Source organism: Marinimicrobium sp. ARAG 43.8 (assembly GCF_050113635.1).
In the GTDB taxonomy this organism is placed as follows: Bacteria; Pseudomonadota; Gammaproteobacteria; order Pseudomonadales; family Cellvibrionaceae; genus Marinimicrobium.
The window spans coordinates 16,921-30,089 of record NZ_JBNJLT010000006.1 but is presented as its reverse complement, the minus strand read 5'-3'; the positions used below and the strand labels follow the sequence as shown (position 1 = coordinate 30,089).

General features: G+C 54.4%; 8 protein-coding genes. 4 read left to right on the top strand and 4 right to left on the bottom strand.

Annotated elements, in window-relative coordinates:
- The first annotated feature begins 9 nt into the window (after positions 1 to 9).
- Positions 10 to 948 carry a lipase family protein gene (locus ACQCLF_RS12280; RefSeq protein ID WP_426987672.1) on the top strand — a complete coding sequence of 313 codons (939 nt, stop codon included), beginning with the start codon at positions 10 to 12 and terminating at the stop codon, positions 946 to 948.
- A gap of 199 nt (positions 949 to 1,147) precedes the next feature.
- Here ACQCLF_RS12280 and ACQCLF_RS12275 read toward each other — a convergent pair whose 3' ends face one another.
- The 4 genes from ACQCLF_RS12275 to metH form a co-directional block, all read right to left on the bottom strand.
- Positions 1,148 to 1,855, bottom strand: a complete 708-nt coding sequence (locus tag ACQCLF_RS12275; protein WP_426987670.1) for a LytR/AlgR family response regulator transcription factor — start codon at positions 1,853 to 1,855, stop codon at positions 1,148 to 1,150.
- A 3-nt stretch (positions 1,856 to 1,858) separates the two neighbouring features.
- Positions 1,859 to 2,941, bottom strand: coding sequence for a sensor histidine kinase (locus ACQCLF_RS12270; protein WP_426987668.1), 1,083 nt, complete (start codon positions 2,939 to 2,941; stop codon positions 1,859 to 1,861).
- Between the two features lie 4 nt (positions 2,942 to 2,945).
- Positions 2,946 to 4,805 carry a serine hydrolase domain-containing protein gene (locus ACQCLF_RS12265; protein ID WP_426987666.1) on the bottom strand — a complete coding sequence of 620 codons (1,860 nt, stop codon included), beginning with the start codon at positions 4,803 to 4,805 and terminating at the stop codon, positions 2,946 to 2,948.
- A 237-nt stretch (positions 4,806 to 5,042) separates the two neighbouring features.
- Positions 5,043 to 8,759, bottom strand: coding sequence for a methionine synthase (gene metH / locus ACQCLF_RS12260; protein WP_426987664.1), 3,717 nt, complete (start codon positions 8,757 to 8,759; stop codon positions 5,043 to 5,045).
- Between the two features lie 331 nt (positions 8,760 to 9,090).
- Between metH and nfuA the strand changes: the two genes are divergently transcribed.
- The 3 genes from nfuA (at position 9,091) to ACQCLF_RS12245 (ending at position 13,167) form a co-directional block, all read left to right on the top strand.
- Entirely contained in the window at positions 9,091 to 9,678 is a 588-nt protein-coding gene (gene nfuA / locus ACQCLF_RS12255; protein ID WP_426987662.1) for a Fe-S biogenesis protein NfuA, read from the top strand.
- Between the two features lie 283 nt (positions 9,679 to 9,961).
- Entirely contained in the window at positions 9,962 to 11,176 is a 1,215-nt protein-coding gene (locus tag ACQCLF_RS12250) for an efflux RND transporter periplasmic adaptor subunit (protein ID WP_426987660.1), read from the top strand.
- Positions 11,176 to 13,167 (top strand): MacB family efflux pump subunit, encoded by a 1,992-nt coding sequence (locus tag ACQCLF_RS12245; RefSeq protein WP_426987658.1) that lies wholly within the window; start codon positions 11,176 to 11,178, stop codon positions 13,165 to 13,167. The genes ACQCLF_RS12250 and ACQCLF_RS12245 overlap by 1 nt, the downstream gene beginning before the upstream one ends.
- Positions 13,168 to 13,169: the final 2 nt, after the last annotated feature.

The window sequence follows — 13,169 nt, the reverse complement described above, 5'->3', positions numbered from 1 at the left end:
GAGCTATTCTTGATATTCCGTGGATCAACCAGTGCCAATTACGGCGCTGACTGGTTAAGCAACGCTCGCCTTGGTCTGGAGCGCGGTCCTACCGGTTCACTGGTACACATTGGATTTAACCAGATACTGTCGAGCCTGCTGCCGCAACTGAAAAAGTTTCTTGCAGAGCACGCTACTACGACAGGCACCATTCACTGCATTGGTCATAGCCTGGGTGGAGCCGTGGCCACGCTGGTGGCCGATTGGCTGAAAAGCCACCAGTCAAACTCGGTAAAACTTTACAGCTTTGGCGCTCCCAGAGTGGGTTTGCAAGGGTTTGCCACTCAATTGACGCGTAAACTAAATTCGCCCAGCGTATACCGTGTCCATCACCGCAATGATCCTGTCGCCATGGTCCCAGTGTTTCCCTACCGGCATGCGCCGATGCCTGGCGCAGGGTATGAAATTCCTTACGGACATGGCGTAATGTCCTTTGCCGCACACCGCGTAGTGAACTATGTTCATTCCATGAAACGCGCTAGCTGGCTGATGCTCAAAAGTCGGCCAAATCCAGCGCTGACTGATGTGGCCTTGCAGCAGTGGCTCACGTCAGACGCTTTGGATAATGCGGCAGACCCAGGTGTATGGCAGCGCGCCAGCGCTGCGCTGGCATGGGTGCTTGGAAAGCTCAGCGTGGCACTGCTGGCACCGCTCCAGATGGGGTTTATGGGGGCTATGACGCTGGCGGACCGTATCGCCTTGGTTCTCAAGCGGGGAATAGACCTCTCGAAAGAGGTCAGTTTCTGGGTGCTTCGCCTGATGCGACGCTTAACCCGGCTGTTGGGTATGAAATGGGTAGACTCCATCAGCGAGCTTACGCAGGACCTAATGCGTTGGATTCTGTCACGGCTGATTGGTCGTATGCTAAGCCAAGCCCGACAGGCTGTTCGAACACTTATTGACCGATAAAACGTACGCAAGGCTGTCGCACATTATCTTTCCGTGGTGGCTGTACCGACGAGTCGAGAAAGGGGCAGTTGGTCGGGAAGATCGCTCATGAGCACTATTCCTCACCGTTTGATCCTCACACGATGAAGGTGACCGAAGGTTTGCACCCTTGAGAGTGGTGTTTGCCTTTCTTGATGTCTCAATCGTTTGACTTGCTCCGCTATAGCGTGAGACGTTGCCCCAAAATAATACCGTTGCGACGGGAGATATGAATCACTTTGCTGTCTTCCATAGTGACTTCATATCCCTCGTCAACGGATTTCTCAATAGTCGCGACGTGTTTCAAATTAATAATGTATTGTCGGCTGGCTCGAAAGAACAGGGTAGAGGGGAGCCGGCACTCAAGTTGTCTTAATGGCTTCTTTACAAACGCGCTTTTCCCTGAAAAGAACACACGGACGTGATTTTTACAGCTTTCGAGATAGCTAATGTCGAATACGGCGATCAAATGACATTCATCCCCATCCTTGATGAAAACCCGGCTGTCGTAATCGAGAGGGGAGTGGCTCGGTTGATCCTGGTGATGACTTAAAGCCCGTGCGATGCTTATTGCCAACCTTTCTTGGCTTATCGGTTTCAACAGGTAATCTATAGCTTGATAGTCAAAAGAGCGTACAGCATACTTTGCGTGCGCCGTGGTAAAAATGATATAGGGATCGTAATCTAGCGAATCCAATAACTGGAAGCCATCATCTCCTGGCATTTGTATATCGAGAAAAAGCAGTTGAGGCCGATGTAACGCAATTAAGTCCCGGGCTTCTTCGGCATTGGCGGCGCTGCCAAGAATCTGCAATTCATGGGAAACGGACAGCATGTTAAGGAGTCCGTTTCGGGCGATGCGAGAGTCTTCAATGACAACCGTTTTCATTCGTCAAGTCTCCTGTGGAAGCGTCAGTCTCACAAAGTAATGTGTGGCAGTCTTCTTAATAATAAGGCTGGCTGACCCGCTGTATATAATTGCGATGCGTCGCTTCAAGTTGTCGAGACCGGTTCCTGGTTTTGTTTCTCTAGGGTAAGAAAGCGACCGAGTGTTCATGACTTCCAGAGTGAGATTTTTGGCCTCTAAGTAGACTTTAATAGTTAAATTTCCTCCCGAAGGGGAGGGCTCAATGCCGTGCTTTATAGCGTTCTCCACCAAAGGCTGCAAACTCATTCGGGGTATCAAGTATTGCCGAACCTCATCCGAAATGGCTAATTGCCAGTCAAGGCGTTGCTCTAAGTGAAGATCGACAACGGTTAAATATTGTTTTACCACCTGAAGCTCATGGCTAAGGGGAACTCTACTTTTGGTGTTTATGTCCAGAGAGTATCGAAGAATATCGGAGAGCGCAGTGAGTGCTTTATCCGCTTTGTTCGGATCTTCGTGGATCGTGAACCGGATGTTGTTTAGGCTGTTGAACAAAAAATGTGGATTCAGTTGATTGGACAGCTCCCTGAACTGGGCTTCTTTAAGACGATGTTCGGTATTTATCCTGTCGTTTTCAGATTGGTGTGCTCGTTGCCTGCTTTTAATACCGATATAAAAAAGAACCCAGGCGCTAAGCAAAAGGCTGGTGCTGATCGTGTTGTTAAACAGTATGGTTTCTGTACCGTGAGGAAAGCCAAAAAAATTTTCTGAAAAGCTGCCAGAAAACAGCTGGTCTGAAAAAATCATGATGACTATTGCCAGGTTGATAGCGCTGATGATCAAAGAAAAAGCGGCAATGTTCAGCATGGAAAAAAAGATCAGCTTCGCTGTACCTAACGTGTTCCAACTGAGCCTGATATATCGCTGTCGAAAAACAAGAGCTGCTACGGTAAACAGTGGAACCCATAATAGACTGCTGAAAATGTCCACTACTGGGTGAGGTCGGTCAAAAGTAATAAACAGCACTTGCACTAACCCCACAACAGTGAGGGCGGTGCAGTGGTACCACCAGAATCTTGATTGACGAGGAAAAAACGGTTTTATCATGGATTTACCAGGACCATAGCCTCACCCCGATTAAACCGTGTAGGGCAAGGTACACAGACATCGCGCCATGGGAGATAATCACCATGATCAGTGGCAATTGGCTTTTGAGCCGAAATGGTATCTTACGCAAAGATTTTAGGGAAATCACACCTAGCATTGAGCATAGCGCGTAACCTAAGGTCAGGGCAAAAAGGAAAGTGGAAGGCCAGGACCAGGGGGTGATACGCGTTATATCTAAAGGGTTCAGTATGGGGTAGAGCGCAGATACTAAGAAAGTCAGGCTTGATAGTGCTGCCCAAAAGCTGAGTTCGGCACCGGGCGGCTCGAGCTTCCCTCGGAAGTAACGAATGGGCGATAAAATAATTGCGCATATTAACGTCAACGCACTAAGCGCTAGAATAGCTATCCAGCAGAGCAACGGCAGCCATAGCCGTACCTTCGAAGTTTCCTGGTAAAGCGTGCTGCCGATTTGTAGAGCGTTCCCAATCAAAGGGTCGTCAACTAGCGCGGCGGTTTGCAAGCCGGTCCCCTTGTCAATCAATACGTTGTTTTTAGGTATGAAAATAGTATCACGTTTTGAAGAAAAGGGGGTGGCGCCTTTCGCAATCAGCTCTCCCTTCTCCAATGAGATTTGAATAGAGGTAAGAGCGGTCGGCAAAAAGTTCATAAAATCCACAGGGAATTGAACTTGCTGGTAGTAGCCCTCCCACTTAGAAACGCTCTCTTTGGTCGGGTTACTTTTTGTTTCTGGCTTGGCGTGGTTTCGTAGAAGGTAGTCATTGACTGTGTTCAATAACTTCTGAGCGCCGGCCCCGCTTCCTGTCAGAGCCAGGAAATAGCCACTATTCAAGCTTGGAGAGTAGGATAAAGTGGCCATAGCACCCGGGATTCGTCCGTCATGCCCATGGAAGACGACGCCATGTTCTTTAAATCCACGTGTTCGATTGGCGAGGCCATAACCGGCTGTAATACCCGCAGAGTTCCCTAATGTTGTGGTTGGCGCTTGCATTCGTAAAATCGTTTCCGTTGACAGAGGTAGGTTCTCGCTGCTTCCCAGGAAAAGCAACAACAGTTGCGCCATGTCGGCTGGAGAACTTGTGAAGGCACTGCTGGGGTAGTAGATCTGCGGACGATAGTGAACCGGGGCACCGTTGATATGTGGGCGTGCTAACTTATCCTGATTTGGCGTGACGAAGCCGGAATCATACATATCGAGCGGTGTAAGAATGTTATCTTGCACATAGTTATAGAAATCAACACCGCTGACGTTTTCTACAACGTAGGCCGCTACGGCAGCTCCAACGTTGGAGTAAGCCATTCGCGTGCCTGGAGGCCAGCGAGAGCGACGGCCTTCTGGAAAAGCATTCAGATCACCTAATAAATCTAATGATTGCTCTTCTGTGTAAGCCAGCTCAGCGAAGCTCCAATCGGGCCAGCCTGTCGTGTGTTCCAGAAGGTGGACTAACCGAACCGGATCTGAGTTTTCCCAGGGGTTGTGATGCTTTACTTCAGGAGCCAATTGATACAACGGCGTTTGCAAGTCAAGTTCGTTTTGCTCGGTTAATTTAAGAGCTGACAATGCGACGAACATCTTGGAAATAGAACCAACGTGAAAGCGCGTTCGCTGATTGGCCGGTTTTCCCTCTGGAAGTTCCTGTTGGCCTAACGTATCAATCCAGGCCACTCGCCCGTTATCCACCACGGCAATGCCTAGCGCCACGTTACCGCTATCTCTATAGATACGTTTGATATCCTGTTTTAGTGATTCCAAATCGTCGTTGTTATCGGCGAATGTCGGTAGTGTCATGAGAAGCGATAGCAAAAAAAGCAGAACGGGGCAAGATTTGAAGTTAGGTATGGTCATCAAACACGCTCATTATATTGTAGGGTATAAAAAAGGCGTGGAGAGAAGTTTATTTTGGCTGAAATGAGTTGAGTCGAGAAAAGTGCTGAAAGGTCAATGAGAGAGGTGAGCGGTGTTTATCGAGGATAAGCGGGTGAGGTTACACTACCTGGAGCGGTCTGCGAGGAAGCCATTCGCACGGGAGGGGGGGCTGCAGCCGCCAGATTCTCCCGTACGAGGGACCTTTGCCCATACTGTTTAGTCAGCTCCAGGCTCATACCCCAGCACAGGGCTCAACCATCGCTCCATATCGGTCAGGCTCATCCCTTTACGGTCTGCGAGACTTTGCACCTGGTCTTTCTGGATTTTCCCCACGTTGAAATATTTCGATTTCGGGTGGGAAAAATACCAGCCTGACACGGCCGCCGTGGGATACATGGCGAAGCTGTCCGTGAGTTCCAGCCCGGTATTCTTCTCTGCTTCAAGTACGCGAAACAAGGTGGCTTTCTCGGTGTGATCCGGGCAGGCCGGGTAGCCTGGGGCAGGGCGGATGCCCTGGTACTTTTCCCGGATAAGCTCGTCGTTGCCGAGGGACTCATCCGGCTGGTAGCCCCAGAATTCTTTACGAACCCGGCGATGCATATGTTCCGCAAAGGATTCTGCCAATCGGTCGGCCAGCGCCTTGACCATAATACTGTTGTAGTCGTCGCCGGCGTTTTCGTACTCTTTCGCCAGCTCCTCGGCCCCGATGCCAGCGGTGACGGCGAAACCGCCGACATAATCCTGCTTGCCGCTGTCTTTAGGTGCCACAAAGTCCGCCAGAGAGTAGTTGGCGGGATCATTACCGGGCTTTTGATTTTGCTGCCGGATATGGTGCAGCGTATCGATGACCTGTCCTTGTTCGTCGTACAGCTCGATATCGTCGTTTCGAACGGTACTGGCGGGCCAGATTCCAATAACACCACGGGCTTTCAAGCGCTTCTCGTCAATGAGCTTGCGCAGCATGTGTTGGGCATCGTTAAAGAGGCTGCGGGCAGCTTCACCCACTACGTCGTCATCGAGAATCTTGGGGTATTTTCCGGCCAGGTCCCAGGACATAAAGAACGGTGTCCAGTCGATGGTGTCAATGAGGTCTTCCAGTGGGTAATCATCAAACACTTTCAAGCCGGTAAACGTCGGCTTGGGCGGTGTGTAGATGTCCCACTGCATGTCCGGACGGTTTTCGATAGCCTGAGTGTAGCTGCGCAATGTGCCGCGGGGTTTGCGGTTGGCGTTGCGCTCGCGTACCTTTTCATACTCTTTCTGGATGCCCGCGACAAACGCATCGCGGTTGCTGTCTGACAGGAGGTTGCCTGCCACACCCACGGCGCGGGAAGCGTCGGCAACGTAGACCACCTGATTCAAATTAAATGCCGGGTCGATCTTGACGGCGGTATGGGCCTTGGACGTCGTGGCGCCCCCGATCAATAACGGCTTGTTGATACCCTGGCGCTGCATTTCCCGAGCAACATTGACCATCTCATCGAGGGAAGGGGTGATCAGGCCGGAGAGGCCGATGATATCGCACTGCTTTTCCTGGGCTACTTGCAGGATTTTTTCCGTGGGCACCATTACGCCCAGATCGACCACTTCGTAGTTATTGCATTGCAGCACTACGCCCACGATATTTTTCCCAATATCGTGCACGTCGCCTTTCACCGTCGCCATCAGAATTTTGCCATTGGGTTTGCTGGCTTCGGTTTTTTCCGCTTCGATGTAGGGCTGCAAGTAGGCCACGGCCTGTTTCATGACACGTGCAGACTTAACGACCTGAGGCAGAAACATTTTGCCTTCGCTGAACAGGTCGCCCACAACGTTCATGCCGTCCATCAGCGGGCCTTCGATCACGTCCAGCGGTTTGCAGGCCCCATGGCGCGCCACTTCCGTATCTTCGATAATATAGGTGGTAATGCCCTTGACCAGTGAGTGTTCAATGCGCTTTTCTACTGGCCAGCTACGCCACTCCAGATCTTCTTTTTTCTCACCACTGCCGCCGTCGCCTCTGTACTTATCCGCGATATCCAGCAGCGCTTCCGTGGCGCCGTCGTTGCGGTTGAGCAGCACGTCTTCCACTTTGTTTTTCAGCTCCTGGGGCAAGTCGTCGTACACGGCCAATTGGCTGGCATTGACAATGCCCATGTTCAATCCGGCCTTAATGGCGTAGTACAGGAAAACGGAGTGAATCGCTTCCCGAACCGGGTTGTTTCCTCGGAATGAGAAGGACACGTTGGATACGCCGCCGCTGACCCCGGCGTGGGGCAGGTTTTGGCGAATCCAGCGGGTGGCTTCGATAAAATCCACCGCATAGTTGTTGTGCTCTTCAATGCCGGTGGCGACAGCGAAAATGTTCGGATCAAAAATGATGTCCTGCGGCGGAAAGCCGACCTTATCCACGAGTACCCGGTAGGAGCGTTCGCAAATTTCTTTTTTGCGTTCGGCGGTGTCGGCCTGGCCGTCTTCGTCAAAGGCCATAACGACAACGGCGGCGCCATAGCGGCGGCAAAGCCGGGCACGCTCGATGAACTCGTCTTCACCCTCTTTGAGGCTAATGGAATTGACGATGGGTTTACCTTGAATACACTTCAAGCCGGCTTCGATGACCGTCCATTTTGAGGAGTCCACCATGACCGGCACACGGGCAATATCGGGTTCGCCGGCAATCAGGTTGAGAAAGCGCACCATGGCTTTCTCGGAGTCGAGCATGGCCTCGTCCATGTTGACGTCGATGACCTGGGCGCCGCCCTCAACCTGCTCCTGGGCCACTTCCAGTGCGGTCGTATAATCCTCTTCCACAATCAGGCGCTTAAAACGGGCCGAGCCGGTCACGTTACAGCGCTCGCCCACATTGACGAACAGTGAGTCTTTGGTGATGTTGAACGGTTCCAGTCCGGACAGGCGGCAGGCCGGTTCGATATCGGGCAAGGCACGAGGTGGATACTTGGCCACCGCATCGGCGATGGCCTTGATATGTTCTGGCGTGGTGCCGCAACAACCACCGATAATATTCACCAGCCCGCTTGCGGCGAACTCTTCCACCACCGACACCATTTCTTCCGGTGTCTGGTCGTATTCACCGAATTCGTTGGGCAGTCCGGCGTTCGGGTGCGCTGACACCCAGCAATGCGCCACGCGGGATATTTCCTGCACATAAGGGCGCAATTCCTCCGCGCCCAGTGCGCAGTTCAACCCCATGGAGAAGGGACTGGCGTGTTCCAGAGAGTTGTAAAAGGCCTCGGTGGTCTGGCCAGACAGCGTGCGACCGGAGGCATCCGTGATAGTGCCGGAAATCATGATCGGCAGTTCCACGCTGTTGCGTTCGAAATACTCTTGAACGGCAAAGACGGCGGCTTTCGCATTCAGCGTATCGAATACGGTTTCGATCAGGATCAGGTCGGAGCCACCGCGTACCAGCCCGTCGAGAGCCTCTAGGTAATTGTCCACCAATTGATCAAAAGTAATATTCCGAGCGCCGGGGTCGTTGACATCCGGGGAGATCGAGCAGGTGCGGCTGGTCGGGCCGAGCACCCCGGCGACAAAGCGGGGTTTATCCGGATTCTCGGCGGTGTATTCATCGGCGACTTCCCGGGCCAGCCGGGCCGCAGCCAAGTTCAGCTCGGGAACCCACTCTTCCATCTCGTAATCCGCCATGGAGACGCGAGTGGCGTTAAAGGTGTTGGTCTCGACGATATCCGCGCCCGCGTCCAGGTAGCCCTTGTAGATGTCTTTCAGCATGGCGGGCTGGGTGAGGGCCAGCAGGTCATTATTGCCTGCTACGTCAGTGTGATAGTCCGCAAAGCGCTCGCCCCGGTAGTCCGCCTCCTTGAGCTTGAGGTTTTGGATCATGGTGCCCATACCGCCGTCGAGAATCAGGATGCGTTCACGCACTAGGCGGTGCAGGGTGTCCAGGCGGGTTTGGCGGTCTTGGTCCAGGCTCATGGAATACCTATTGGTGGGATTGATGTCACGTGATGGATAGCGTTTGAAAGGGCGGGGATTTTAGCAGAAATGGTGGTGGTTCGCAGGTTTGGTGGTGGGGGCACGCCCGGTGTGGGGCTGGATAGACCCGTTGTAGACCCGCCGTGAACCCGTCCGTGGGGGCTTCTCATCGGCATCCATGCCTCAGAGAGTCTACAACGGGTCTATCCAGCCCCACACCTCCAACCGATCCACCCACTCCCCCTTTGTCTCCCGCCAAGATATCCCGTAAAATACCTGAGTAAATCAATCAGGTATATCGCTACCGCAGTACTGGAGCACAAGCGCCGTTATGGTTAACGTACAGATTACCGAATCCGCCCAACAGTACCTCAAAGAACTGCTCGACAAGCAGAAAGACAACGAAGGCGTCGGCATCCGCATGTTTGTAGCCAGCCCGGGAACCCCCCAGGCCGAAACCTGTATTGCCTACTGCCGCCCCGGTGAGGCCAAGGAAGACGATGAAATCGTCGAACTTAATGGTTTCAGTGCCTTTTTTGAAGCCCGAAGCCTGCCTTATCTGGAAGACGCCAAAGTCGATTATTCCGCTGACCGAATGGGCGGCCAGCTCACCATTCGGGCTCCCAACGCCAAAATGCCTCAGGTCACCGACGACAGTCCGTTGGAGGACAAAATCAACTATGTCCTCTACAACGAAGTCAATCCGGGGCTGGCGTCCCATGGCGGCAACGTCAGTCTGGTGGAAATCACCGAAGACCAGTACGCGGTGCTTCGTTTTGGGGGCGGTTGCCAGGGCTGTGGCGCCGTGGAGGTGACGCTGAAAAACGGGGTCGAGGCGACCTTGATGGAAAAGCTGCCGGAACTGAAAGGCGTGCGTGACGTTACCGACCATACCGACCGCACCAACGCGTACATGTAAGCTGGCTGTCCCAGCTCCCATCCGGCTTGCGCTACACGCTCAGTCGCACCGGCAGTCAGCCGCACCAGCAGCCATACCAGGCGGCCCCGCACGGGCCGCGCTCCTGCCCATAGTTTTTCTCCTGTAGCTCCGCCATTGGGTTCTGCATATCAGTATCTGCACATTTGTCCATATTCCAGGGTCTCGTGTTAACGCGTGTAAAATCGCCTATCAAGGGGTGCCCTTCAGAGGATAAAGTGCGCACAATACGCCCCTGAAATGAATAAAACGGACTCTTCTGCTTATGGCGTTGCGCAGTGCTTTCTTTAAACCGGGGAGACTTGGTTTACTCGCAGTCGTAATACTGGCTGTAACGGCTTTCGTTTTCTGGCCGGACGGTGGCTCGGACAATACGCTGGCGACGGTTGCCGTTCAGCGCGGCGATATTGAAAATCGAGTCACCGCTACCGGGGTGCTGCAACCTCGCACTTACGTTGATGTAGGCGCACAGGTGTCCGGGCAGTTGGAAACGCTGCATGTGCAGGTGGGTGATGAAGTCAGTCAGGGAGACTTGCTCGCCGAAATCGACCCCACTGTTTATATCGCGCGAGTGGACGGCACCCGCGCACAGCTGCGTAACCAAAAAGCGCAGTTAAAAGATCGTGAAGCGCAACTGACCCTGGCCCGCATCCAGTTGCGGCGGCAGGAAAATCTCTTCGCCGAAGATGCCACCACGCGGGAAGCCCTGCAAAGTGCGGAAGCGTCTCTGCGCTCGGCCGAGGCGCAGATCGAAGCCCTGAGCGCCCAGATTGAACAAACCGAATCCACGCTCCGCGCTGAAGAGGCCAATCTGGAGTACGCCAATATCTACGCGCCTATGGACGGCACTGTGGTCACGATCGATGCCCGCCAGGGGCAAACCTTGAACGCCTCCCAGCAAGCCCCGATATTGATGCGCATTGCCGATCTCGAAACCATGAGTGTGCAGGCACAGGTGTCGGAAGCTGACATCGGCAAGCTGCGTCTTGGCATGCCCGTGTACTTCACTACGCTTGGCAATCAGGGGCAGCGCTGGGAAGGGACGTTGCAGCGCATTGAGCCTACGCCGCTGGTGGAAAACAATGTCGTACTGTATTACGCCCTCTTCGATGTCCCCAACCAGGATGGTCGCCTGCTGCCACAGATGACGGCCCAGGTGTTTTTTATTTCCGGGCAAGCGGAGAACGCCCTGATCATTCCGGTGTCGGCGGTGCGCTATGGTGCTGCAGGTCCTGGACAGGGCGGCTCACGGGAGCGCACTAGAAGCGCGGATCAAGCCGCTGAAGCGCCGGGCCGTGCCGGATCGGTGATGGTGCTCAATGCCCAAGGGAAACCCGAGCGACGCCAGGTACGCGTCGGGGAAACCGATCGCGTGCACGCACAGATTTTGTCAGGCCTGAGCGAGGGCGATGAAGTGGTGCTGGCTCCGGATGGCGGTCGCCGCGATGACAATATGCGCGTGCCGAGGATGTTTCGCTGATGCGTGAGCCGGTTGCTTCGAAGCCCTCCACCGGGGCCTCAACCCCGGAGCCCCTGCTGGCACTGCACGGCGTTACCAAAAGCTACCACAACGGTGAGCTGGAAACACCGGTGCTGCACGGGGTGGATCTGACGGTGTACCCCGGGGAGTTCGTGGCCATCATGGGCGCGTCGGGCTCCGGAAAATCGACGTTGATGAACATCATCGGCTGCCTGGATAAACCCTCCGGTGGCGAGTACCGGTTCAAAGGACAGGATGTCGCCGACCTGGACCGCGATCAATTGGCGCAACTGCGCCGTGAAGCTTTTGGCTTTGTGTTCCAGAGCTACAACCTGCTGCCCGGCGCCAGTGCGCTCGAAAACGTGGAAATGCCAGCCATTTACTCGGCATTGAGTGCGACGGAGCGTCGACGACGCGCGTCGGACCTGCTCGGAAAACTGGGGCTCTCTGACCGACTCGACCACCGCCCGAGCCAACTCTCCGGCGGGCAGCAACAGCGCGTTTCCATCGCTCGTGCGTTAATGAACGGGGGCGAAATTATTCTTGCCGATGAGCCCACCGGCGCGCTCGACAGCCAAAGCGGCAAAGACGTGATGGCACTGTTGCGCGAACTGTCGGAGCAAGGGCATACCATCGTATTGATTACCCACGACCCGGAAGTCGCCGCTCATGCACAGCGCCGGATTGATATTAGCGATGGGCGCATTGTCTCCGATCCCGGTCCTTCCAAACCGACTTTCCCGGATGCCGGCGAAAGTCACAGCGCTGGCGCCGACTGGCATCGCGACCCGCCGTTTACCAACGAGTTAATGGAAGGCACTAAAACCGCATTTCGCTCCCTGTTCAGCAATGTGTTCCGCACCGCACTGACGTTGCTTGGCATTGTCATCGGTGTGGCCTCGGTCATTACCATGTTGGCCATTGGTGACGGAGCCCGGCAGGAAGTGGTGGATCGAATCAGTGAAATGGGCAGTAATTTATTGCTGGTCCGGCCCGGTGGTCCCGATCAGTGGGGCGGTCGGTGGAACGTCACCACGCTTGTGCCGGAGGACATGGAAGCTATCAACGAAGTGGTGCCCAACATTATCGCCGCCGTGCCAGAGCTCACAGGCAGTCAGACATTGCGCTATGGCAATGCCGATCACCGCGCGGAGATCAATGCAACGTCGCACCAGTTCCCCCAGGCCCGTCAATGGCGCGTCGACGAAGGGCGATTTTTCACCGAAGCCGAGCAGGGCAGTTACGCCCCGGTGGCCGTGCTGGGGAGCACTGTCGTGTCCTCCCTGTTCGATGGCCGCGACCCGCTGGGTGAGTACATCATGATCTACAACGTGCTGTTTCAGGTCATCGGCGTCATGGAAACCCGCGGTGCTTCGCCCATGGGACAGGATCAGGACGACACCGTTCTGGTGCCATACACCACCGGCAGTTTGCGCATTTTCGGGCAACAACATCTGCGCAATATTACGGTGGCGGTGGACGACACCCAGTTGATGCAAGGCACCGAAGATGCCATCCATCAGTTGTTGATGCAGCGCCACGGCACCGAGGATTTCCAGATTCGCAATATGGCGTCATTAATCGATACGATTTCGGAAACCCAGGACACACTGACCTGGCTGCTTGGTTCCATTGCCGCCATTTCCCTGCTGGTCGGTGGGATCGGCGTCATGAATATCATGCTGGTCAGTGTGACCGAGCGCACCCGGGAAATTGGCATACGGATGGCTACCGGTGCGCGTACCCGGCACATACTGCAACAGTTTTTAATTGAGGCGCTCGTGGTATCGGCCCTGGGTGGTTTGATTGGTGTGATCGTTGGCCTGGCTGTAGCCGCTGTGATTGCGTGGTTTGGCACACCCATTTATTACTCGCTGTTACCGGTGGTTCTGGCGTTCAGTTGCGCGTTTGCCACCGGCTTGTTGTTTGGTTATTTGCCTGCGCGCAAAGCCTCCCGGTTGAATCCGGTTAGCGCGCTCGCAACGGAGTAAAA